Here is a 22912-nt window from a genome sequence, read left to right as displayed (position 1 = left end):
GTTGAATTTGCCGATGGACGTTACCCCCGGTTCTCGAAACACTCCGCGCTTCACGCGGTAACCGGGACGAACGCCCATCGGCTAATTTCGGGGTTCTATCCAAGAACGGATGCGCAGGTGCTTAGATCGAATTTTCGCAGCTAACGTGACCCGCTCATCCTACCATACAAGAGCCACGTGGTCGGATTCTGCCGGTCAAAGACCTTCGGGCGGCACCACCTTCGGTCCATCGCCAACGTCTGGAAACGATTTCGCTTTCTCGATGAGATTGCGGAGCGAAGGTGAGATACCGGTCGTGCCACAGCCTCCCGTTTGCCCCGATTGAAAGAGTTTGTCGACCGTTTCTCCTCGCAGGAGTTTCCTGGCGATGGCGAGCACGAGTTTTTTCTCAAGCGGTTTGATCACGATCGTGGTGGCTTCGAATTCCTCTGCAACGCTACCCATCATTTCGTCCGATAAACTGGTGATGATGATTACCGGCAATTGCCTGCATTGCGGATCGCGATCACTTCGCAGTCGGCGGATTAGCTCCAAACCGCTCAAGTCGGGCATCGCGAGATCAGTGATGAGCAGGTCGCAGGGGACACGCTTGAGGTGCTGCCAAGCTTGCTCCCCATCGCATGCGATGAGTGTCTCGAAACCGATTTCACGCATCCACCTTTTGAGCATTTCACGCGAACTGCGAATATCGTCGGCGATCACACATCGCGGTGCGACAGGTTTTTCGTTCATGTTTCCGTACATTGTGGGGCGGGAGCGACGCGGGGGGGGGAGGAGGGGACGCGGGGGGGACCCGAGTGTCTGGGTGAGTGGGTGACTCGGTGTCTGCGCGACCAGGTGTCTGCCGTCTGTCGAGACGTCACCATCCAGTGGCCAATGTGGAGCAACTTTCATTCCAGTTCAAGGACCATTTCAAGGCCAACCCGATTCGCGAGCGGTGGCAGACCACCGGGCTGCCACCGAACGCCATCACCCATTGCTGGGGCAGTCCCGCTAAAGTAAAAGGCACGCCGCATGGCAGAGTGATGGAAGCATGCGTTGAACCGACCGCCGGAAAAACTCTATTTGCGAGAGCAGTGTTCGATGACAGATCAATGGATTCAAGGTGAGCTGCCCGACGACGTGCTGGTGGAACTCTACGAGGCGAAAGAGACGCTCGAACATCATGGGCTCGCCGAACGGTTAACGGAACTGATCGGGGCACCGATTACAGCATCGATCAAACTACTGCCGTCTATCGCGGAGGATGCACTTCACTCCGCCGTCGATAAATCCTTGCAGGCAGCGCTCCAGGTAGCCTTGCGTACGCTCGGTGAGGAAACGTCGAGCGGGAAACCAAGATTGCTCAGCCACAAACTGATGGCGGGGCTTTCCGGCGCCGCTGGGGGCGCCTTTGGACTCTCCACCGTGGCTCTTGAGCTGCCCGTCTCGACTGTTTTGATCCTCCGCAGTGTCGCGGACATTGCGCGGTCTCAAGGCGAAGACTTGACAAACGTGAAGACCCAGTTGGCTTGTTTGGAAGTGTTCGCCATCGATGGTGGTGATGAGAGCGATGTCAACGACGACACGGAAATTGGCTATTTCGCCGTCCGCGCCGCGATGAGCAAACAGGTGGCCGATGCCTCGAAGTACGTGTTGAAATACGGTGTGAGTGAAACCGCCGCACCGCCGCTGGTGAAGCTGCTACAGATGATCAGCCATCGCTTTGGAATGGTGGTGAGTGAGAAGCTAGCCGCCCAAGCGATCCCGGTGATCGGTGCCGTTGGCGGCGCATTGATCAATAGCTATTTCATCGATCACTACCAAGACCTCGCGCGTGCTCACTTCACCGTCCGACGGTTGGAGCGGGAGCACGGCAAAGCCTTGATTGAAGAGGCGTACAACGAGATTGAGGTCTAGCCGACCGCGGCGGTCGAGCTGATCCGGGCGGACGACAAAAAATCAATTTTGATGATTTTGCCCGTCGCGGAAATGGGTGTTTTCGCTACATTGCTGCCGCAAAATTAGCCTTTGCGTTTCTTCCGCTTCTGCGCCGCGTCTATGCTCGAGTCGACTCATTTGCCCGCCGGGATGTACGGCATTTTTCTAGGTTCACTGCTCGTCTATTGTGCGGGCTTGTACCTGATTGGTTGGCTCGCCCAACGCCGCATTGAAAACGTGGAGGACTTCGTCCTGGCGGGACGCCGTTTACCCACGTCGCTGGCGGCGATCACGATCATTGCCACTTGGTTCGGCGCCGAGTCCCTGATGACGACCGCTGACGAAGTGGGCAACGAGGGGCTTCGCAAAGCCATGCTCGATCCGGTTGGCATTGCGTTGTGCTTGCTACTCGCCGGACTCTTCATTGCCGGGCCGATGTGGCGGATGGGGATTCTGACCGTTTCGGACTTTTTTCGTATCCGCTACGGCACTGCCGCCGAAAAGATAGCGTCCTTGATCATCGTGCCGAGCTACTTCGGTTGGGTGGCGGCCCAGTTCGTCGCCTTAGCCCAAATCCTCGAGGTCTTCTTCGGACTGCCGAAGGACATTGGGATTTTACTCGTCGCATCGGTGGGGACCGGATATACGCTGCTCGGTGGCATGTGGACGATCACCTGGACCGATGCCATTCAGATGGGCTTGATCCTGATCGGACTGTTGCTGCTCGGCCATGCCATCTTGATCCATCTCGGCGATGGCAGCGTCGCCACGGGAATCACAACCCTCCGCACGGACATCCCCGAGAGCCGCTGGCGAATCGCGGATCCCGAAACATTTTGGCGGGATACGATGGTGGCCGTCAGCGCGCTGGCGATCGGGGCGTTGGGGAATCTACCGATGCAAGATCTGATGCAACGAATTTTTTCAGCGCGGAGCGACAGGGTGGCCGTCAAAGCATGCTTGGTGGCCAGCGGCGGATACCTTCTGATGGGAGCCCTGCCCGTTGGCACGGGAATGGCCGCTCACTTGTTGTTGCCACTTGAATCCGGTGCACTCGATGGCGTCGTGGTGATGGTGGCTGCCAAACTGCTCAATCCCGCCCTGTTATTAATCTTTTTCTTGGCCATTGTCTCTGCTGTGTTGTCGACCATCGTCAGCGCCGTGATGGCGCCCTCAGCGGTGATGGCCCACAATTTGGTGGAGCCCGCCTGGCGATTGCGCCGTGCCGAGCCACTCTCTCAAACTCAATTGCTGCTCTTGCAACGCGGTGCCATCGTTGTCGTCACGATCGTTTCAGCCGTGTTGGCGCTACGTGGGCAGGGTGCCTACGAACTCGTGCAAGCCTCCTACTCGATGGCATTGGTCAGCCTGTTCGTTCCGTTCGTCGTGGGGATTCACGCCAAGCGTCTGCCACCGCAAGCGGCCTGGTTCGCGATGGGATGGGGCATCGCGATATGGATGCTGCACTTTGTCAGTGGCTGGGAGATGTTCTTTGAACCCTGGTTGGTACCGTTGGGCTGGGCCGTCCCTCACGAGTTGGCGGGCGTCGCCGTCAGCCTCGCTGGACTGCTTTTCGGGATCGCGGTCGCCCCGTCAACACCGCCTACCATGCAGGGCGCTGGTGCCGCGGACAGATCGGAACCGCACCGCGGATGAACACTCACGGACGGTTGAACCCACTCCCCAAGATCCGGGGGGTGCTGCCGCCTCAGCCGACGGGCCGACCATCATGAGGCCGCGTGAAATTCTCTCGCAGTCCTGTGATGCGGACGTGGTCGTCACACCCCACAAGGTGATCATTGACCATCCCCACGGACTGCATGAACGCGTAGCAAGTCGTAGGGCCGACGAACTTCCACCCACGGCGTTTGAGTTCTTTGCTCATCGCCTTCGACTCGTCCGTCACCGCTCGGACATCCTCGCGGGAGCTTAGCAGAGGGCTGTCCTTGGGTTCAAATTCCCAAAAGAATGCCGCCAACGAACCCTCGCTTGCTTGCATTTCGATTGCCCGAGCGGCGTTATGGATCGCCGCCTCAATTTTTCCGCGGTGACGAATGATCGTTTCGTCAACGACCAATCGCCGCACGTCGTCTGGCGTCATCGCGGCAACGGACTCGATGTCAAACTCATGGAAGACGCGACGAAATGCCTCGCGGCGACGCAGAATCGTCAGCCATGATAGACCGCATTGGAAACCCTCTAAGCAGATTTTTTCAAACAGGTGCCGATCCTCTGCAGTCGGGTGCCCCCATTCCTCGTCGTGGTAGGTCTGGTACATCGCGTCGGTCCCACACCACCAACAACGATTGCGGCCCGTGGGATCAACCTGAACTTCGTCGCGTCTCGGCCCAGCACCGTCACTCATCGGACGTTTCGACAACCTCCGGTTTGCTCATCAGCGAGACGAGACAGCCGATGCCAATCATCACGATCGGTCCAAACACGATCGCTAGGAGTGGCTCGAACGGACTGGCCCATCCCGAGAGCGATTCGGGCCAGTACGCTGATCGTGATGCCGCCATCCAAGCAACGAGGAGCATCCCGACGGCGGACGCACCAATCGCACCAGGACTGCGAATCGCCGGCACCAGAACCCCCAGCAAAAACAAACCGATGATCGCCGCCCCGAGGACGCCGGACAATAACCACCAGACGTCCAGGGCGCTCTCGGTCAGCCGAATCAGGGCGAGTGCCATCATCGTGCCCATCACCCCCCAGGCGATCGTCGACAACCGCAGCACACTGATGTCTTCGGCGTCGTTTGATTTGGGCCGAAAAAGACGCTTGAAAAAGTCGCTCATCACGAGCGTTGCTGAAGAGTTAAGCGATGTCGATACCGTGCTCATCGCGGCGGCAAAGATCGCTGCAATCAACAGTCCTCGTACCCCCTGTGGCAGGTGCGAGGCGATGAAATGCGGGAACACGCGATCGCCCAAATCTCTGTTTGTGAGCGCCGCGGCAGTCTCGGAGAGACGTGCATCATACTCCGGTGCGTCGAGAGGCATCGCCGCTTGCATCAACTTCTGCTCGGCGACAATCACCCGGACTTCCTGTAGATCGGTCGGATGACTCTCGTAGTACGCATACAAGGACGAACCGATGAACAGAAACAAGCCGCTGACGGGAACGTATAACAACGCCCCCAACCACAAACTCTTCGCCGCCTCGTGGTCGCTACGCGCGGCGATATAGCGTTGGATGAAGCTTTGATCGATGCCGAAATTCCGCAAGTTGTCAAAGATGCCGTAGGCAAAGATCACCCAAATCGTTTTCTCCGAAATATCCCAAAACGACGTGTCTTCCGGGGAGAATGAGAACTTATTGGCCGCGACGGCAACTTCGATCACTTCGGAGGGGCCGCCCGGCATTTCCCAAAGGAGAATCCCGAGTGCCAGCAACGCCCCCGCGAGCAACACGATCGCCTGGATCGCATCGGCCCAGATGACAGCAACGAGACCACCGACGAACGAATACACCGTCACGACGACGCCCGTGCACAAAATCACCGTGCGGATGTCCCATCCGAATAACACCGCCATGGGCAGGGCCATCAAATACATGACGACGCCAATCCTCGCGATTTGATAGAGCAGGTAGAAACAACTCGCATAAATCCGCGCCCACAAACCAAATCGGCGCTCCAGCAGTGCGTACGCAGACACCTCGCCCGAATTCCGATAGAGCGGTACGAAAAATCGCACCGCAATCGCTGCCGCCAACGGCAACGCGAGCGAATAAACGAACACGTTCCAGTTATCCACGAACGCTTTGCCTGGCAGTGCCAAGTAGCTGATGCTGCTCAGGTAGGTGGCAAAGATCGACAGACCACACAACCAGCCCGATAACGTCCGCCCCCCAGCGCTGAACTCTTCGGCTGAGTTATTGCGTCGCCAAAAGTACAGCCCCAGACCCAGGATGCCAACGAAATAGCCGATCAGGACAGCCCAGTCGACGCCGGTGAAAAAAGTCGACGCAATCACAGGCTATCCACGCTACGGAGGATCTCGGCCACTCGCTCACGCTCGGGCTGAGCGAAGGCGTGAAATGGGTCGGCGGGCAGATCGCCACAGATGCCCCGTAACGACGCTGCCGTTTTGGTCGCTTTGATGTGTCGAGAGGCGTATTTGCCGATCTCATAGATGTCTTGAAAACGATCGATCTTACGCTGCGATTGCTGCTGCTTGGCCACGTCACCGTCACGCAGTGCCTCATAGCAATCGTTGAATAAACCGGGCATCACGTTGGCACCTCCGCACACGCCCCCATCGCCACCGAGCGCATGAGCTTCGGCGAGTTTGGCTTCCGGGCCCAGCAAAATGGACCAGTCGGGACGCTCCTGTTTGAGCTCGCACAGGCGGGCGAAGTACTGCATGTCGCCGCTACTGTCTTTGACGCCCACAATCCCCTCCAGAGACGAAAGCCGACGCAGAGTTTCAATCTCAAACCATACCTTGGTCAACTGCGGCATATTGTAGAGCATCAGCGGCAGCGGAATGAGCGGCTGGATGTTCTCCACGTAGGATGTCAACTCAGTCTGGCCGGCCGGAAAGTAGTACGGCGTCGTCAGCACCGCCCCGTCGGCGCCGCACTCGGCTGCATACTCCGCCAGGTGCACCGTTTCGACAAAGGCGGTATCGGTCACACCGACCAGCACCGGAACACGGCCGTTGACCAGTCGAGTCGTCTCAGCAATGAGCTCGCGGCGCAAACGATAGCTGAGACTCGGTGCCTCGCCCGTCGTCCCCAAAATGAAAACGCCCGCGGCCCCTCCCCCAATCACGTGATCCAGCAACCGGGCGAGCCCCTCGCGGTCGAGCACATCCCGAGCGCTAAGTGGCGTGATCAATGGCGGCACGATGCCGCGTAACGACAGCGCGGAGGAGGACGAAGAAACAGGCATGAAATGATCGCAAAGTTTTTTTTAGGAGGGACACCAAGAGTCTATAGATCATAGGCGGTAATGGGTCGAATTGGAAGTGGTCCATGGCCTGGGGCCGGTCTGCTCAAAGCGTGGGGGCCCACTGTCTGGCGACGGTGGCGACGGGAAAATCCGTCACTTGTTGTTCACGCGATGCTTAGAAATCGATGACTTGGCAATCATCTACCATTTCGCAGGGCATCGAAAACCGCGGGTCCGGCTCCTCGAGTGTGATCGGGTCGATCGGGCTGATGTGGGTTAAAAATACGCGTCGCGCCTCAGCAGCAGCACTGACCTCGGCCACACGCTCAGGGTAACTATGCCCGGTTTTGCGTGCCCAGTCTCGCTGGTGATCATGAAAATTACATTCGTGCAGCAGGACATCCGCGCCCCGCATCCACTGCAAAATATCCGGATCGGTTGCCCCCGTGGTGTCGGTCGCATACACGAGTGAGCGCCCGACATCTGTCGGCGGCTGGCTTGTCGTCGTCCTTGGCCAGTCGATCCGGTAGGCGACCGATCCACCGGGATGGGTTTGCGGTCGCCAGGTCACTCGGGTGCCCGCGATATCAAGGGACGCATGCTCTGCGGTGGTCCCGATTTCATCAATCGCATGCCACGTCACCGGCAGCTGAGCGGGAAAAATGTACTCACTGCCCAATAGTTTTTGCACAGCATCGAGTTTTTCGGACTCGCCCCACACGCGGACTCGCTCGACGGGCCGTTGATAAACGATCCCGAGCAAAAAGGTCAGCCCGACAATGTGATCCAAGTGCGCGTGGGACAGCAGGATATCGAGCGTATCGGTTTGAATCAGCGAGGGCAGGCGGAACATCCCCGTGCCCGCATCGAGAACCAGGCCTGATTCGGGGAGAAAGTAACACGACGTGTGCCGTGTCTCATTGGGATGGTAACCGGCGGTGCCAAGACAGTGAAGCTGCATGCGTGGCGAGGTCGAGGGAGGTTGTTGAAATCGGCGGAAGTCGTCAATTTACACTGATTCGTCGTGCTCATGTTTTTCCATGCCCAGTTCATTCGGCACCCCCGTCATCGCTGTGAGCCCCATTTCGCAACCCGCCACGATCGCTCACCCTCAACGCGTGTCGACCGTGTCGATCCACGCTGGCAGCGTTGAATTCGCCGGAGGGCATCGCGCCGCCGCGTCTGTCGACCTAGATGTGCGGCGGACCGAGCGTCTGGCGATTGTGGGCCAGAGCGGGTGCGGCAAAACGACACTGCTACGAGTGATCGCCGGCCTGCAGACTCTCACCAGCGGCCGCTGCGATCGTCACGCCGAGGCAACCTCCTTCGTGTTCCAGCAACCCGCTCTCCTGCCCTGGCGGCGCGTTCTCGGGAACGTCACGCTGCCCTTGGAACTGCAGCGTCGACGGCGTCCTTCTCCCAACGATGACGGTGCACCAGGAACGCCGCAGCAACGGGCCATCGCCGCACTCGATGAGGTTGAATTGAGTGACGTGCCCAACAGGTTCCCTCACCAGCTATCCGGGGGCATGAAAATGCGAGTCTCGATCGCGCGGGCGCTCGTGACACGGCCCGATCTCCTGCTGCTCGATGAACCATTCGCTGCGCTCGATGACCTGCTGCGAACGCAACTCGGCGGCTTGGTCACCCAACTCTGGCACGCCCACCAGTTCACCATGGTGCTCGTGACTCACAATATCGCCGAGGCCATCGCGTTGAGCGATCGCGTCTGCGTCATGCACGCGGGCAGGATCGAGGCAATCTTCGATAACCCGATTGCCTGCCCGACGCAGAGCTCTGGGTTGGGTCGCGAAATCGACGTGCGGCGGACTGCTGCGTTCGGCGAGTTTTATGGAGTGATTACCGATCGTTTGCGTGCGGCGGCGGAAACATGAAGTCGACCACGGGTGAAACCCTGATCAGTATCCTCTGTGTTGCTGGCGTTGCCGTCGTCGCGGTGCTCGCCTGGCAACTCAGCGTCCAGATCTTCGACTTGCCCAAGATCCTGCTGCCCACACCGTCCCAAGTCCTCGTGGCAGGCTGGCAGCGGCGGCAGGAATTGGTAGCCGCGAGTCTCGTCACGTTTTCAACCGCCGCGATCAGCTTGGTCGTCGCTCTTTTCATCGGCGGCAGTTTATCGATCTTATTCAGCCAATCTCGACTGCTACGCCGCGCGCTGTTTCCCTACGTCGTGTTTTTGCAAACCGTTCCCATCGTGGCGATCGCTCCACTGTTGATCATTTGGAGCGGGTACGAATTTCGCACCGCCGTGATCGCGACGGTGATCATCTGCCTGTTTCCGATCGTCAACAATGTCACCACGGGCTTGCAAGCCAGTCGGGTAGAGCATCAAGACTTATTTCGATTGTACGGCGCGTCACGTCTCCAAACCCTCGTCCGCTTGCAGATCCCGACCTCAATCCCCTACCTGTTGCTGGGGGCTCGAATTAGCAGCGGACTGGCGGTGATTGGGGCGATTGTTGCCGAGTTCTTCGTCAGCAACGGCGCCAACTATGTCGGCCTGGGGGCGCTAATGACGCGCTGGCAAGGCCTGCTACAAACCGACGCATTGATCGCTGCCTTGGGAATGTCAACGCTTCTAGGGCTCTTACTATTTTCCGCAGTGGACTGGATCGGAAGAATCTTCCTGAGCCGCTACACTCGGGTGGGGTGAATTTGTGGTCGAACGCTCCGCGGTGGACCATTCCGGCCGCGGAGCGTTCAGCCACCCATTTCCGCTCGTTCCTGACCGCGTTCTAAGGTGACTACTGAAGTGTTCCATTCTATTTCGTCGAAACTGATCTGTATCGCGCTGTCGATCACGACGCTACTGGTTTGCCAGGGGTGTTCCGCACCGAGCGAAGAGAATTCGGAGCATGCCGACGGCTCCAAATTTGCGCCCGTCCGTGTGCAGCTGAACTGGTACCCGGAAGTCGAGCACGGCGGCGTCTATGAAGGCCTCGTCGGTGGCCTGTATCAGGACGCTGGACTGGCCGTCGAGATCAAACCGGGCGGCCGCGAGACCCCCGTCGCTCCCGAGTTGTTGCTCGGACGTAGCCAGTTCGCGATCACCAACGCAGATGACGTCGTCTTGTTTCGTGCACAGGGTGCCGACATTGTGGCCGTGTTCGCGGCGGTGCAAAATAACCCCCGGTGTTTGCTGGTCCGTGCCGACAGCGGCGTCGAAGGATTTGATGATTTGTCAGGCATGACGCTGCAGTGCCAACCTGGACGAGCCTTTCTGCCGTTCCTCCGCAAACGTGGATTTCTGGACGAAGTCCGCGAGGTCCCCTATTTCAATTCCATCGCTGGCATGATTGACGATCCCAAGATGTCCGTCCAAGCCTATGTCGTCGCCGAGCCACTGCTCGCCCGCCAACAAGGCCTGGAGGTCCGAACGCTCATGGTCAGCGACCTGGGCTGGAATCCCTATTCCAGTGTGCTGGTGACGACGGGGAAACTCATTCGAGAATCACCCGAACTCGTGCGAGAATTCGTCGCGGCCACAAAAGCCGGCTGGGCCGACTACCTGCAATCACCCGAACTGGCGAATGAAGCAATTTTGAAAGCGAACTCGCACGGGATGACCGCCGAAGTCCTGCAGTTCGGTGCCGCTCAGATGCGACCACTGGCGTATCCCACCGAGTCAACCAAACTCGGGGAAATGACGCTACAAAGATGGCAACAATTGGTCGACCAGATGCAGGAGGTCGAAGTGATCGGCCCTGACGCGGTACGGGCGGAGGATTGTTTTACAGACAAATTCCTCCCTTGATCGGCGACTCTCTACCATGCCCCAAATGCCGCAAGGCATCGGGTAACACACGCCATTGCTCGACACCCCATGAGCCGAATGCCGTAAGGCATCGGGTAACACACGCCACTGCTCGACGCCCCCCACCATGCCCCGAATACCGTAAGGCATCGGGTAACACACGCCATTGCTCGACGCCCCACCATGAGCCGAATGCCGTAAGGCATCGGGTAACACATGCCATTGCTCGACACCCCACCATGAGCCGAATGCCGTAAGGCATCGGGTGACACACGCCATTGCTCGCCCCCCCATGCCCCGAATGCCGTAAGGCATCGGGTAACACACTGTACCCCGGTCGTTGATTTAGTCGTCTCCGCGTTTAAATTGTCACCCGGCGCAACAGCGTGGTAATAAATCGAATCCCCCCGTGAACACGTCGGGTTACTAAATCCACCCGGCCGCTCACGCGACTCGGCTCATGAGGTCAGCAGCCACCCGGCCGCTCACGCGACTCGGCTCATGAAATTGACTTGGTCTCGTGCCAGAACGCTCGATGCGAGCGGCTAGACCTGTCACGAAAAATCAAGCTCGACCTTGCCATCCTCAAGCTTCAGTTTTGCCTCAAACCGCTTCCCCGCCTTGGACTTGAATCCTTTGAGCGTCTGGGTTTGACCATCACGTAACAGCTTCCTTGCCATTGCAGCGGTGATGCGTTTGCCTGCGATCGTCTTCCAAATCGTCAAACCGCAACCCTCTCGCCAGCGGCTGCAACTGTAGGCTTTGGCCGTCTCGGTGACGGGGCTACCGCATAGCGGACAAGCCCCCAATTCAGCTTCCGGTTTCGTATCACCGCGGGAGCCGGCAGATTGGGACGGACGCGGTTTCCCGACCGCTGCCGATTCTCCGCCTCGACGCGGTTTGCTGCGGGAAGACCTCGATTGGGAGGGGCGACCTTGCTCCTGTTCATCACCTTGGGGAACGGGTATCTCGATGAGCACACCCGAAGCCGACATGCCCAACAGAAACGGATTTTGCCCTGCCAGATGGATTGGTTTCCCGGTGACGCCGAGTTGCAACAGCTCGCGAATTTGCTGCATCGACAACGCCTCATCACGATACGTCGGCGGCAACACAAATTGGCAACCTGCTTTCCAGCCCGAACAGCCGAAGGCCCGCTTGCCAGCGATGATGGGCTGGCCACAGCGAGGACATGGTCCATACGCTTGGTGATCGAGCGTATCGATGTCGCTTGCTTGCACGATCCCGCGAGTGTACTCGGCAATCTCCTGCATGAAGACATCCGGCGACGAGCGTCCCGCTTCGATCTGTTTCAGCTTCGCCTCCCATTCGCCCGTCAATTCCGGCGAGGTCAAGTTGCGATCCTTCACAATCGCGACGAGATATCGGCCGAGATCCGTGGCGACAATATTCTTCTTGGCTCGCTCGATATATTTCCGCTGCAGCAGCGTTTCAATCGTCGCCGCCCGGGTCGCCGGCGTGCCCAATCCCTTCTCTTTGAGCGCCTCACGCAGTTCAGCTTCGTCGACGAGTTTGCCCGCCGTGTCCATCGCACCGAGCAAGGTATTTTCCGTAAAATGCTTCGGTGGCGATGTCTCTCCCGCTTTGACAACCGGTTCGTGAGGCCCCCTCTCGCCGACTTGGAACGCGGGCAACGTCTGCTGATCCTCGGCATCGGCCCCCTTGGCTTTACGCGGATACAGTTCCGTCCATCCCAGCACGACGACGCGCACGCCTCGCACGCGAAACGGAACCTCGCCCGCGACAGCATCCACCACCGTCACCTCTTTCTGGCACTCGGGGTAAAACGCCGCGATGAAACGAACCACGACGGCATCGTAAACCTTCTGGGCCCGATCGTTGAGACTCCCCGGGAGCGAGCCGGTGGGGATGATCGCGTGGTGATCGGTAACCTTGGCACGATTAAAGATTCTGCTGGAGAACGGCAGCGAACTGAGGTCGAGTTTGCCGATCTCTTTCGGCTTGAGCGTGGCAAGCTGCTTGAATATCGGTGGCACCTCCTTCCGCATATCCTGGGTCAAATAACGCGAGTCCGTCCGGGGGTAGGTGATCAACTTGGCTTCATAGAGCGACTGGGCTGCCGCCAGCGTATCGGCGGCGGAGATCCCAAAGCGACGGTTCATGTCACGCTGCAATTCAGTCAGATCGTAGAGCTGCGGGGGCAGCGATTTCTCCGCCCGGCCCTGCACCTTTTGAATCAGCAGCGGGTGCGAGGCGGCCTGGGACAGCAGCGCTTCCGCATCCGCCTGCTTTTGAAATCGGTCTCCGGTGTAGCGAAAGTTCACCTTGCGATAGGTCGTCATCAGCTCCCAAAACGGTTCGGGGCGGAAGGTGCGGATCTCATCATCACGCCGGACGATCATGGCCAGTACCGGGGTCTGAACCCGACCGAGGCTCCACAGCAATCCCTTGCCACGCTTGCGCTTCGCGTCCGACGAATGGTCCTCGTCGGTGCCGCCCGTCGATCGGTAACGCACCGTGTAATTGCGAGTGGCATTGAGCCCGACGATCCAGTCGGCTTGGCTACGGCACTTGGCCGCTGCATAGAGATTGTCGTAATCGGCGAGGGGCCGGATCGAGCCGAACGCCGTACTAATCGCACTGGTCGTCAGCGACGAGAGCCACAGTCGCTGTGTTGGCTTCCGCTCACAACGCGTCAGGGTCAGGATATAGCGAAAAATCAGCTCGCCCTCGCGGCCCGCATCCGTCGCACAGATGATCGAATCGGCCGCTTGGAAGAGCCGCTTGATAATCGCGAATTGCTTTTTCGCGCCGTCATCGCCCCGCAGCCGCAGCTCAAATTCTGCGGGGATGAACGGCAGCGACTCCAGCGTCCAGCGTTTCAGAGCCGGGTCATAATCCCCCGGTTCGACGAGCTCGACCAAGTGGCCAAACGCCCACGTCACCTGGTACCCACCGCCCTCGAGATACCCATCACGGCGGCTCGTCGCTTTCAAAAAGGAGGCCAGATCGCGACCCACAGACGGCTTTTCGGCAAGAATCACCTTCATGACAAATCCACTGCTTCCAGCCAACGGCCGTACGCGTCACCCACAACTCCCCACGCCTTCAGCATCCGTTCGCCGAAGACAGCAAGCATACCAGAGCACTGCGAAAATATTTCAGTGAAGCCCATATTTCCCAACCGGTGGACTTGTCGAGCAACACAAAAAAGTTCATGATACCCCTTCGGCATCAATGACATCGGCCCAGTCGATTGTCACGCCAACAAAATATGCACCCGTGGCGCAACTGGATAGCGCATCGGTCTTCGGAACCGAGGGTTGGGGGTTCGAATCCCTCCGGGTGTATTGAAGAAAACAGCGTAAATTACCGGCTGGAACGCGATTCAGCGTTACCGTCATAAGACGTGCGGCCCCGTTTGAAACCTGAACCCATACCGAAAAACTGTCCTAGTGGACTGGTACGGGTTCGAATCACGGGGAGACCGACCATGGCCAGACCCAAGGCCAAAGCACCCGCCCGCCGTTTCCATCTGAGCGGGCAATCTGTCGTCACGATAGCGGGACGTGACATCTACCTGGGCAAGCACGATAGCCCCGAGGCGATCGCCAGGTACGCCGTGCTGATCAGCATCTACCAGTCGGGCGGACTGTCGTTACCTGACGATTTTGACATCGCCAGCCTAGATGACCGGGTGAACGCATTGATAGGGCAAGCCACTGCGACCACGGCGAACCAAACGAAATCGCCGGTCCTGGTCCGGCACGTCACCGCCAATTATCTGGAAATGGCGAATGTTCGCTATCGGGACAGCGAAAGCGAGCTCCACCGACTGACGCAAGTTTGCGCCGCACTCGACAAGCACGATGGGGATGCACTGGCGAGCGACTACGGCCCCCTGGCGATGCAGCGACAACGGCAGCGATGGGTGGAGACAAAGGACGCAAGAACTGGTCGGAGCTATTCGCGGGTGTACTGCAACACTCTGACAAAGCTGGTTGTGCGAATCTTCAAGTACGCCGTTTCGCAAGAGCTGGTCGAGGAATCAACGTGGCAGCGACTCCGCTCTGTCGATCCGTTGCGTCTGGGGCAGACAACCGCGCCCGAGGTGGCAGACGTGCAGCCGGTCGACATCGAAGTTGTTCGCAAAACCGCCACCGAACTGACGCCAATTCTCAAAGCGATGATCCGTGTGCAAGTCGGTACCGGAATGAGGCCGAGCGAGATTTGCCGGATGCGACCGCGCGACATCGACCGATCTGGCGAAGTGTGGGTGTATCGCCTCGCCAAGCACAAGACAGCCCACCAAGGAAAAACGAAAGCCGTTCCTCTCGTCGGTGACGTGCGGGAAGCGGTGACGGACTACCTGAATCGAGATCCCGACGCCTATCTATTCTCTCCTCGTGAATCGGTTGCATGGGTGAACGCCCAGAAGCGAGCAAACCGGAAATCCAAGGTTCAGCCGAGCCAATTGAGCAGAGCGAAGGCAAACCCAAAGAAACAGCCAGGTGAGTGCTTCACATCCCATTCCTATAGGCAATCGCTCCAGCGGGCCGCCAAGCGTGCAGGTGTCGAGCGGTGGCACCCTTACCAGATCAGGCACCTCGCAGCGACCGTTATTTGCGATGCACTGGGCATCGAAGCGGTTCAGGCGATGCACGGACACTCCAATAAAGCCCAGAGCCGCCACTACGCAAAATTGGCGTTGCAGGCCGCCATAGAGGCAGCCAAGGCCGCCCCGAAGCTGTAGAATCAAATCACGTCGCCAGCGGATTGATCCCCGCGCCGCCGGTCTCCTTGAGCGTTGTTCCATAGCGACACTCGGAGACCGGCAGCGACTTTCTTTCAAAACTATGGAATCTAAAGATGGTCGATAACGATACCGCCAAGATCACGCAAAGCCTTCGCGAGATCGTGAGCGATGCAAAGCAAATTGACTCGCTGAATTACGATGAGACGCTCGAACACGCACAGCAACGCGGTACCGGCTCGCTACTGAGCATCGCGACCCGAGCACTGACGACACCGATTCAGACCGCCACGGGTGAAGGGTTCTTCACCGATATCGTCGTGGAATGGGGGGCGCTCAACGGCCAAGCCGCCGCCGCCGAGCTGCTGGTCGGCAAGGTTAATCGATTCACCGCCGCGATAAAGTCACTGAGGCACTGGGCAAACGGCGAAGAGTGGCTAGCTGACGACGCGCGAGAAGATTTAATCGAGCGACGTATCACCCTGGGCGAACTGACGGTTGAGCTGATTCGGTTCGCTGAGGGTTTCGGTAACACGATTTCAGCGGCCGGGGCCCCGGCAATCGAGGTTGACCCCGCAGCCGAATTTGAGGGAATGAAGATTGACCCCGATGATTTACTTTTCTTGCAAGTCGCTGTCGATGAAGGCGCAGTGAACGGAGTCTGTGTGAAATCAAACGTGATTTTCTTCAAGGCCACTCACGGGCCGACCTGCCCGCCGGAATTGCGGAAACGCTTGAAATCTCACGGACTGATTGACTCTGCCCAAGGAAAGGGAATTACTGTTTTGCCCAAAGGCGAGCGGTATCTAAAACTAATGCCTAACTAGTCCCGCACTAGTCCCACACTGAGAATCGGCACTGCCGGTATCTGATACGCGTGTTGTTTTTAACCACACCCGCACCGGAGTACATGCAGTGCCGATCACCGCAACCAATGCCGAGACGACCGTTTCTCGGATTCTCTCAGAAGATGTTTTGACGATCGCTGACGCCCGCAAGGAACTGTCCGCGATCACGGGTAAGCGACCCGACAAGAGCTCAATGGCCCGCTGGATCCACCGCGGCGTTGGTGGGACTCGGCTGGAGGCCGTCCGGATCGGCTCTCAGTTGATCACGAGTCGGCAGGCCGTGAATCGGTTCATCGTCGCCCGCACCGAAAAGACTGTCGGCCCCGCGAATTCAAGGGGTGCCAAATAATGTCGAGCTCAAACGAAAAAAGGGCCACCGATCGGCAAAATCGGAAGCCCCTCAAAAAAGTTGCCAGTGTTGACACCCGGCACGCCGATGATACGCCACTCGCCGGCTCCGGGCAATCGCAAATCGTAAAACGTCGCAAGCGATACCCCACAATCAAGGCCATCGACGGCAAGGCCTACCGCGTCGACGAATGCGGATTGATCGACGTTCGCCGCCAGTGGCCCGTAGGGGACGCGCCCCAAGAGAGCGAAATCCTACGGTGCATGCAGTGGCTCGCCCGCAACGAAAAAATCAAAGGCCCGTCAATCAGCTCCTACGCGGCCAAGCACGCTGTAGAGCGATGGCTGAGACTTCGTGGCGAGGCCGGCTACGTCTCGACCGGTGCTCTAATTGTCGCCGCGCATCGCTGCGGGTTTCGCCAAGATGCGAGCGACCAGAGCCTAAACACTGGCTTGGCAATTTCGCGACGTGTCTACGATCGGCTGCCCGAATCCGCCAAGCAGTGGAATCGGATGGGGGTGCAACCATGAGGATTTTAACATCAGCGACGCTAGGATACGACAAGCAACCACAAGTAACACGGGAGGCAAACACGCATTGTGAAAAGCACTATGACAAGGAAGAGGTTCGCAGCCGAGCCGATGGCAGATGGGTTGAGATCATATCAGCCGTTGGTTGCATCGATACTCAACTGCTTGACGGCAAAAATCACCCTTGCCCGAAATGCGGTGGACGAGATCGGTTCCGATTCATCAACGAGGCCGCTGGCGCTTGCTACTGCCATCAATGTTTCTCTAGCGAGAGTGGCGATGGTTTTGCAGCAATCGAATGGCTGAACGATTGCACGTTCGATGAATCGATAACAGCGGTGGCAGAGCACATCGGCAACGTGCCGACATCCCGGCCGCGATCAAAGGCAAAGCGGACGCCCCCCATACCAAAGCCACCGAAGCGCGAGGTCAGCGATAAGGTTGCCGACCTGCGCCATGAAGTCTACACGGCGGCCGCGAAGATTTTTGGGCTAACGGATGATGACCGAAAGGCACTTAACGATCGCGGATTGAGCGACGGGGATATTGATCGGGCGGGCTATTGGAGTTTGCCGAGTAAAACAGATCGCACAGTGCGGCTGCTCAAGCTTGGCAGTCTGTTTCCAGGCCGCCGTGGCGAGATAGCCGAGAACGTCCCCGGCGTGTTCCCCGGCGGTTCGCTCCAGGTATCTGCCCAAGGAGCGGCGCTTATGATCCCATCGCGTGACATCGCTGGGCGTATCGTTGCCTTGCGTGACCACAACCCGAAGCGCGATCCCAAGTATAAGTGGCTTTCATCGAGTCACGTTAGCGGCCCGTCGCCTGGCTCGCCTTGCCATTGCCCAGTGATGACTGAGGGAATGCACGCGGACACAATCAGGGTCACCGAAGGCGAATTTAAGGGCGACATTGCAACGGCCAAGACAGGGATTCTTACAATCGCTCTGGCTGGCACGTCTACATGGCAATCCGCTGTCACCGTCCTGGAGCATCACAAGCCTAGCAGGATCATACTAGCGTTTGATTCCGATGCAGCAACTAACAAGGGAGTTGGCAAGAGCCTAGGCGGACTGTGGACGCACTGCACAACCGTTTCGTGGAATCCTACTGTTGCTGTTGAGACTTGGGACAACGCGAAGGGCATTGATGACGCGATTCAGGCGGGGGAAGAAATCAAGGTTTTAAGTTTCGATCAATCCGCCGACTACATAGCGAAAATTCGCGGCCCCGAAACCCTAGAAGATATCCTTGATGATCTGCAAGAGCACGAGGAGCCGCACGACCCGGCGAGGCTAGCAAGGCTAAACGTCAGTCGCTACGAAAGCGTTCACGGTGGGCGACTGGCGTACTGGCGTGGCCAATGGTGGAAATATCGAACCGGCCAATGGACGAGGCTTTCAGACGAAGAGCTTGATGCGAAAATCCGGTTCTCTATCAATCAAGAGTTGACGAATATTGCTCTTGCGCAACTGGCGATAGGCGAGAAAAAAGCATCGAAAATAAAGTCGTCAAATTCGCTCGCTCGCAATGTCATCGGGGAGATGAAATCACACTGCCTTGCCTCTGGCAGCGTGGAAATGCCTTCCATGCGAAGCCCAACGGCAACGCACGATAAATACCTCTCGCTTGAAAATGGGCTGCTCGACTTGGCGTCTGTGATCGCAGGGACAAACCCGGCGGATGCAATCAGTGAGCACACACCAGACTGGTTTTGCGGGACAAAACTAGCGATCGCATTCCAGCCGAGCAGCAAGTGCCCGCGGTTCGATAAGTATCTTCAAGAGGCGTTGCCAGACGAAGAGTCACGGCTATTGATTCAGGAGTACGCCGGTTACATCCTTGAGCCGGGGAACGACTTCCAGCGGTTCCTTGTGCTGGAAGGCGACGGGGGCACAGGCAAATCCGTCATGCTCTCTGGCGTTTTTCCCGCGTTGGTAGGCGTCAAAAACCTGTCGTCAGTGAAATTCGAGGGGTTCGGAAAGAATCAATTTGCACTGAACGACACGATCGGGAAAGCGTTGAACGTCGATCCCGACGTGAACGAAAACGCTCGCACATCCGAGGGGCTGTTCAAGGCGTTTGCCAGCGGCGAGCCGATCCAGTTTGAGCCCAAGGGCAAGGAGCCGTTCAGCGCTCTCCCGACGGCCAAGGTCGCACTGGGCTGGAATACCCGGCCACACATTCGAGACAAGTCGATGGGCGTCTGGCGCCGAATGCTGCTGATCGGATTCGATCGCAAGGTCCCCGAGTCAGAAATCGTAGTCGGCATGGACAAGGCTAGCTGGTGGATAGCATCGGGCGAACTGCCTGGAATCCTCTGCTGGGCAATCGAGGGGTTACAGCGATTGCATTCCCAGGGCGGGTTCACGATCAGCGAGGCCATGCGTACCCGGATTGCCGAGTACAAAGCCGATATGGACCCCGTCGCAGCGTTCATCGGCGAGGTAGTGAAGCACGATCCAGCATCGAAGCAGAAGACGACAACCGACAGCATCGTCGCCGCCTTCCGGCATTGGTGCGAGGCTAATTCAGATGCCGAGACAGCGGCCAAGATGAACGCGCGATCGATGGGGCGAGCGATCACGAAACGCTTCGGCATAACGTCACAGAGATTCGACGTTTCGCTGTCGTCCATCCGTGAACAAGCCAGAGGTTTTCAAGGAATTTCTTTAAATGACACCGAAATCGAAGATTCTAACGAAAAAATTTCTGATCTGTGACGTTTTCTGTGACGTTGTGACGTTTGCGTGACGTTTCAAAAATGAAAACGTCACGGGTTTTCCCCCGTGTTTTGCGGGCTATTTCTACTCTGTGACGTTTGTGACGTTATTTAACTCACACACATACAGGAGATAGTAAGCAGAAGGGCTTCATGGGGTGCGCAATTGCAATATAGGCTGCGATGAAACCTAACGTCACAACGTCACAAACGTCACAGACGGCCCGGGCATGGGCATAGCCCCCTCTGGATTCTGACGTTCGCGCGAGCGGAAGAGCGTTGATGCCCTCCCACGCGTGCAATGTCAAAAAAAACGATTTCGATATTGGCCAGTTTTGAGCCGGTTTGAATTCGTTGGAGCTGGCTTGCTGCTGGATGACGGGCCGTAGCCAATCAAAAAAAAGATGGCCGAGCGACCGCTTTTCAAAGAGGTTGGCCCGCTCGGCCAACCCGCTGTTCTAAGATTTCGCACATGAGCACAACATTGACGCCAGCCGCCGCCCGCGTTTCCATCGGCACCGTTGAGTGCGAAGACCTGCTTCGCATCAAACGGGCCGCGTGGGATGCGTCCTACCGCTCGATGGATTCATTGGGCCGGGCAGCCAAGTTTCCGGCGTGGCTCTTCTCGATTGTCACTGCCGAGCATAACCGCCGTGTGGCTTGCGATCGTGGCGAGCACTCACCCATGGAGACGATCGTGGTGCCGATCTTGCCGGCTGCAGAGTTGGCCGCCGCGTTGATCGACGTGCGATCCTACACCCGCGTTGAAAAGTTGCCGGATTCACTTCGGCGGCTTTTCCACGAAATCGAAAACCACATCATCGCCCAAATTTCAGAGGCACTTCGATGAGCACTCACTGGATGACCACCGCCGAGGTTGCTGAGCAACTGGGCGTGTCGTCGCAAACTGTTTTGGACTGGGCACGTGATGGCCAGCTTCCACAACCAAGGCGATTCAGCCGGCGAACACTTCGCTGGCCCCGGGCCGAGATCACCGACCATTTACGAGCGATGCCGCGCGGCGTCGACGAAGCCCCAACCCAAGTTTGAAAGCCAAGACAATGAGTTTTTTCAACAGCACAGCAGCCACCGCCCAAGCGCCTATTAACGTCGGTGGTCCTGAGCCCGCGCCCACGTTCAATTCAAAATATCGCGGTCTAAAAATCAAGGAGCTTCGCGAACAAAAGAGCAAGCTGGCCGCCGAGATGCAAGCGAGTTTGGATGTGAACGAATCGGCATGGAACGACGATCACGAGCGAGAGCACCAAGCCAAACTTGGCGAGATCGCGTCGATCACCTCCATGATTTCCGCCCGTGAGAATATTGGCGAGCACTTGCCACACCCCGGCCGCTCGGGTGAATCGCGTGGTTACACGGTGTTGACTGACGCCCAAGGCCAGCGGCACTATTCCGTCAGCAGGGGGCAAAGTTTCGCTGGGTTGCCCGGCACTGGCGAGCAACCCAGCGATTGCCAGCATCCTGCCGGGGAATACTTGCGGGCTCTCGTGACGGGCGAAACGGCATACACACCGCCCAGCATCGGTGCGGCCCTGGACCGTGGCAACGCGACGAGCGCGGGCTACATCTTGCCAACTGCCCTGGCTAGCCAAGTGATCGACAAGGCCCGCGCCCGATCGATTTTGGTCAATGCCGGTATGGGGACGATTGCTTTGAACGGTGCTGGCCTGGACATCGCCAAAGTCGATGCTGACCCCGAAATGGACGTCAAATTCGAGAACGACAAGTTCAAGGAATCGGCGATCACCTTGGGCCGCGTGACGATCACGCCGAAGTTGATCGGCTGCATGGTCCGTTCGAGCCGCGAATTGATCGAGGATGCACCGAACGCCGCAGCGGTCATCGAGCTGACACTGTTTCGTGCACTTGCCGCCGTGATTGACAATCTCGGAATCAACGGACTCGGAGCCGCTCAACAGCCGTGCGGAATCCTCCATCAGCCGGGCATTGATTCAACCGACACCGTGGGCGAGATCGATTGGGCAAAACTGGCTTTGGGTGCCAAGGCGGTGCGTCTGAACGATCACGAGCCAACCGCGGCACTTTTGAGCGTGAACAACAGCCACTCGCTCGGAATGTCTGTCGATCTGCAAGACCGATGGCTGGATGCACCCCCGGTTCTTCGCGGGGTTGCCGGGTTGGACAGCACGAGCGTGCCAGATGAGCAGATCGTGGTTGGCAACTTCAGCAACTTCGTGCTGGGCTTGCGTCAAGGTGCGACCATTGAAATCACCGAACAGGGCGACGAAGCTTTCAGCCGCCACCAATTGCTGTTCAAAATTTGGTTCAGAGGCGATTTTGCCGTGCTGGATCCTTCCGCGTTTCACATCCTGGACGGCATCGAGCAGCCAAGCTGATTCAAAGCATCGCCGCTGCCGCGTGTCATCATCGCGGCGATGCACCAAGCCCGCCGGGTGCCACTGGTCCTGAATTGCCGCCAGTGGTGCCCGAGCGGGTTTTTTCGTTTGATATTGAACCACTTATTGGCTTGCCGTCGACGACGCGGTAATAATTCGCAGCATGGAACGATCACACATCGCCGAATCGGCTTCCCTGGACGCTCACACGGCCCGCCTGAAGGCCGAGGAGGCCTTCCACCTCGTGAAGCTTCGCGGATGGACGCACGCGGCCGCTGGCGAGTTCCTGGGGTGCGATACCATGGCCGCCGTCGAAAGAAAACTGCCGCTGGCCCATCTGCCTCTGCCGGATGAGATCGCAGCCGTCGCCGCGGGCATACGATCGGGCCGCGTGACTGTCAGCCCAGCGAGCGCCGCGAGGTGGCAGCAGTGGCGCGATGAGCAAGCCAGCGGCGATGATGAGCAGGTCACCGAGGTGATGGACGACGTCGTCACCGAATCACTTTCCCCGGTGACAATGCCGCCCTGGTTCAATGTCGCTTGACTGGCTGGCTCCGGTACACTTGCTGGTTATCGTGCTCTCCGGATCGTCGAAATTCCGCCCTGGTTCAATGCCGCGGGCTGATCGGATTGCGTCACCGTTGCGGGCTGACTGGCTGCCCGATGCTTCCTTCCCCCGGTGGCCAAAACGCACGCTGCGCAGGATCGCGAAATTCACCGGGCGACGAAAGGCGAGATCCCGCTCGACATGCACGCCACAG

20 protein-coding genes and 1 tRNA gene are annotated in these 22912 nt (G+C 58.3%); 15 read left to right on the top strand and 6 right to left on the bottom strand.

Annotated elements, in window-relative coordinates:
- Nucleotides 1-195: 195 nt before the first annotated feature.
- The gene (locus SH410x_RS08190) at nt 196-732 is read right to left on the bottom strand and encodes a response regulator (protein ID WP_473676030.1); all 537 of its coding nucleotides are present in this window, start codon (nt 730-732) and stop codon (nt 196-198) included.
- Between the two features lie 351 nt (nt 733-1083).
- Here SH410x_RS08190 and SH410x_RS08185 point away from each other — a divergent pair, with 351 nt between their 5' ends.
- Both SH410x_RS08185 and SH410x_RS08180 read left to right on the top strand, forming a co-directional pair.
- Entirely contained in the window at nt 1084-1899 is an 816-nt protein-coding gene (locus SH410x_RS08185; RefSeq protein ID WP_473677268.1) for an EcsC family protein, read from the top strand.
- Nucleotides 1900-2040: 141 nt separating this feature from the next.
- Nucleotides 2041-3576, top strand: a complete 1536-nt coding sequence (locus SH410x_RS08180) for a high affinity choline transporter 1 (protein ID WP_473676029.1) — start codon at nt 2041-2043, stop codon at nt 3574-3576.
- A 52-nt stretch (nt 3577-3628) separates the two neighbouring features.
- Here the strand turns inward: SH410x_RS08180 and SH410x_RS08175 are convergent, their stop codons facing one another.
- The 4 genes from SH410x_RS08175 to SH410x_RS08160 form a co-directional block, all read right to left on the bottom strand.
- Nucleotides 3629-4285, bottom strand: coding sequence for a DNA-3-methyladenine glycosylase I (locus SH410x_RS08175; RefSeq protein WP_473676028.1), 657 nt, complete (start codon nt 4283-4285; stop codon nt 3629-3631).
- Nucleotides 4278-5900, bottom strand: coding sequence for a sodium:solute symporter family protein (locus tag SH410x_RS08170; protein ID WP_473676027.1), 1623 nt, complete (start codon nt 5898-5900; stop codon nt 4278-4280). Before SH410x_RS08170 ends, SH410x_RS08175 begins: the two co-directional genes overlap by 8 nt.
- Complete coding sequence (locus SH410x_RS08165) at nt 5897-6820, bottom strand: dihydrodipicolinate synthase family protein (protein ID WP_473676026.1); 924 nt, start codon at nt 6818-6820, stop codon at nt 5897-5899. Before SH410x_RS08165 ends, SH410x_RS08170 begins: the two co-directional genes overlap by 4 nt.
- Nucleotides 6821-6995: 175 nt before the next feature.
- Entirely contained in the window at nt 6996-7781 is a 786-nt protein-coding gene (locus tag SH410x_RS08160; protein ID WP_473676025.1) for an MBL fold metallo-hydrolase, read from the bottom strand.
- Nucleotides 7782-7860: 79 nt separating this feature from the next.
- Here SH410x_RS08160 and SH410x_RS08155 point away from each other — a divergent pair, with 79 nt between their 5' ends.
- The 3 genes from SH410x_RS08155 (at nt 7861) to SH410x_RS08145 (ending at nt 10595) form a co-directional block, all read left to right on the top strand.
- Nucleotides 7861-8715, top strand: a complete 855-nt coding sequence (locus SH410x_RS08155; RefSeq protein WP_473676024.1) for an ABC transporter ATP-binding protein — start codon at nt 7861-7863, stop codon at nt 8713-8715.
- Nucleotides 8712-9494, top strand: a complete 783-nt coding sequence (locus SH410x_RS08150; RefSeq protein ID WP_473676023.1) for an ABC transporter permease — start codon at nt 8712-8714, stop codon at nt 9492-9494. Before SH410x_RS08155 ends, SH410x_RS08150 begins: the two co-directional genes overlap by 4 nt.
- A 99-nt stretch (nt 9495-9593) precedes the next feature.
- Nucleotides 9594-10595 (top strand): ABC transporter substrate-binding protein, encoded by a 1002-nt coding sequence (locus tag SH410x_RS08145; RefSeq protein WP_473676022.1) that lies wholly within the window; start codon nt 9594-9596, stop codon nt 10593-10595.
- Nucleotides 10596-11149: 554 nt separating this feature from the next.
- Here the strand turns inward: SH410x_RS08145 and SH410x_RS08140 are convergent.
- The gene (locus SH410x_RS08140) at nt 11150-13627 is read right to left on the bottom strand and encodes a type IA DNA topoisomerase (RefSeq protein WP_473676021.1); all 2478 of its coding nucleotides are present in this window, start codon (nt 13625-13627) and stop codon (nt 11150-11152) included.
- A 226-nt stretch (nt 13628-13853) separates the two neighbouring features.
- On the opposite strand from SH410x_RS08140, the gene SH410x_RS08135 reads away from it, so the two are divergent.
- The 10 genes from SH410x_RS08135 to SH410x_RS08090 all read left to right on the top strand — a co-directional run bounded on the left by SH410x_RS08135 (nt 13854) and on the right by SH410x_RS08090 (nt 22695).
- Nucleotides 13854-13927 (top strand) — tRNA-Arg (locus SH410x_RS08135).
- Nucleotides 13928-14070: 143 nt separating this feature from the next.
- The gene (locus tag SH410x_RS08130) at nt 14071-15330 is read left to right on the top strand and encodes a tyrosine-type recombinase/integrase (RefSeq protein WP_473676020.1); all 1260 of its coding nucleotides are present in this window, start codon (nt 14071-14073) and stop codon (nt 15328-15330) included.
- A 116-nt stretch (nt 15331-15446) separates the two neighbouring features.
- A complete protein-coding gene (locus SH410x_RS08125) occupies nt 15447-16157 on the top strand; it encodes a hypothetical protein (protein WP_473676019.1) in 711 nt (236 codons plus the stop codon).
- A gap of 88 nt (nt 16158-16245) precedes the next feature.
- On the top strand, nt 16246-16527 hold the full coding sequence (locus tag SH410x_RS08120; protein WP_473676018.1) for a DUF1580 domain-containing protein: 282 nt from the start codon (nt 16246-16248) through the stop codon (nt 16525-16527).
- Entirely contained in the window at nt 16527-17057 is a 531-nt protein-coding gene (locus SH410x_RS08115; RefSeq protein ID WP_473676017.1) for a hypothetical protein, read from the top strand. Before SH410x_RS08120 ends, SH410x_RS08115 begins: the two co-directional genes overlap by 1 nt.
- Nucleotides 17054-19777 (top strand): phage/plasmid primase, P4 family, encoded by a 2724-nt coding sequence (locus SH410x_RS08110; RefSeq protein WP_473676016.1) that lies wholly within the window; start codon nt 17054-17056, stop codon nt 19775-19777. Before SH410x_RS08115 ends, SH410x_RS08110 begins: the two co-directional genes overlap by 4 nt.
- A gap of 471 nt (nt 19778-20248) precedes the next feature.
- Nucleotides 20249-20626 carry a hypothetical protein gene (locus SH410x_RS08105; protein WP_473673962.1) on the top strand — a complete coding sequence of 126 codons (378 nt, stop codon included), beginning with the start codon at nt 20249-20251 and terminating at the stop codon, nt 20624-20626.
- Complete coding sequence (locus SH410x_RS08100) at nt 20623-20826, top strand: helix-turn-helix transcriptional regulator (protein WP_473673960.1); 204 nt, start codon at nt 20623-20625, stop codon at nt 20824-20826. Before SH410x_RS08105 ends, SH410x_RS08100 begins: the two co-directional genes overlap by 4 nt.
- A gap of 11 nt (nt 20827-20837) precedes the next feature.
- Nucleotides 20838-22151, top strand: a complete 1314-nt coding sequence (locus SH410x_RS08095) for a phage major capsid protein (RefSeq protein ID WP_473676015.1) — start codon at nt 20838-20840, stop codon at nt 22149-22151.
- 163 nt (nt 22152-22314) lie between these two features.
- A complete protein-coding gene (locus SH410x_RS08090; protein WP_473676014.1) occupies nt 22315-22695 on the top strand; it encodes a hypothetical protein in 381 nt (126 codons plus the stop codon).
- Nucleotides 22696-22912 lie beyond the last annotated feature (217 nt).

This window comes from Rhodopirellula sp. SH410, from assembly GCF_055811895.1.
Note: the sequence above shows the minus strand (reverse complement) of the source record. Positions and strands in the feature narration are given on the sequence as shown.

Coding starts and splice junctions, on each gene's coding strand:
- SH410x_RS08175 (WP_473676028.1), bottom strand. CDS start 4,285: ATGAGTGACGGTGCTGGGCCGAGACGCGACGAAGTTCAGGTTGATCCC.
- SH410x_RS08095 (WP_473676015.1), top strand. CDS start 20,838: ATGAGTTTTTTCAACAGCACAGCAGCCACCGCCCAAGCGCCTATTAAC.
- SH410x_RS08110 (WP_473676016.1), top strand. CDS start 17,054: ATGAGGATTTTAACATCAGCGACGCTAGGATACGACAAGCAACCACAA.
- SH410x_RS08185 (WP_473677268.1), top strand. CDS start 1,084: ATGACAGATCAATGGATTCAAGGTGAGCTGCCCGACGACGTGCTGGTG.
- SH410x_RS08100 (WP_473673960.1), top strand. CDS start 20,623: ATGAGCACTCACTGGATGACCACCGCCGAGGTTGCTGAGCAACTGGGC.
- SH410x_RS08165 (WP_473676026.1), bottom strand. CDS start 6,820: ATGCCTGTTTCTTCGTCCTCCTCCGCGCTGTCGTTACGCGGCATCGTG.
- SH410x_RS08155 (WP_473676024.1), top strand. CDS start 7,861: ATGCCCAGTTCATTCGGCACCCCCGTCATCGCTGTGAGCCCCATTTCG.
- SH410x_RS08105 (WP_473673962.1), top strand. CDS start 20,249: ATGAGCACAACATTGACGCCAGCCGCCGCCCGCGTTTCCATCGGCACC.
- SH410x_RS08180 (WP_473676029.1), top strand. CDS start 2,041: ATGCTCGAGTCGACTCATTTGCCCGCCGGGATGTACGGCATTTTTCTA.
- SH410x_RS08160 (WP_473676025.1), bottom strand. CDS start 7,781: ATGCAGCTTCACTGTCTTGGCACCGCCGGTTACCATCCCAATGAGACA.
- SH410x_RS08190 (WP_473676030.1), bottom strand. CDS start 732: ATGAACGAAAAACCTGTCGCACCGCGATGTGTGATCGCCGACGATATT.
- SH410x_RS08090 (WP_473676014.1), top strand. CDS start 22,315: ATGGAACGATCACACATCGCCGAATCGGCTTCCCTGGACGCTCACACG.
- SH410x_RS08140 (WP_473676021.1), bottom strand. CDS start 13,627: ATGAAGGTGATTCTTGCCGAAAAGCCGTCTGTGGGTCGCGATCTGGCC.
- SH410x_RS08125 (WP_473676019.1), top strand. CDS start 15,447: ATGGTCGATAACGATACCGCCAAGATCACGCAAAGCCTTCGCGAGATC.
- SH410x_RS08130 (WP_473676020.1), top strand. CDS start 14,071: ATGGCCAGACCCAAGGCCAAAGCACCCGCCCGCCGTTTCCATCTGAGC.
- SH410x_RS08115 (WP_473676017.1), top strand. CDS start 16,527: ATGTCGAGCTCAAACGAAAAAAGGGCCACCGATCGGCAAAATCGGAAG.
- SH410x_RS08150 (WP_473676023.1), top strand. CDS start 8,712: ATGAAGTCGACCACGGGTGAAACCCTGATCAGTATCCTCTGTGTTGCT.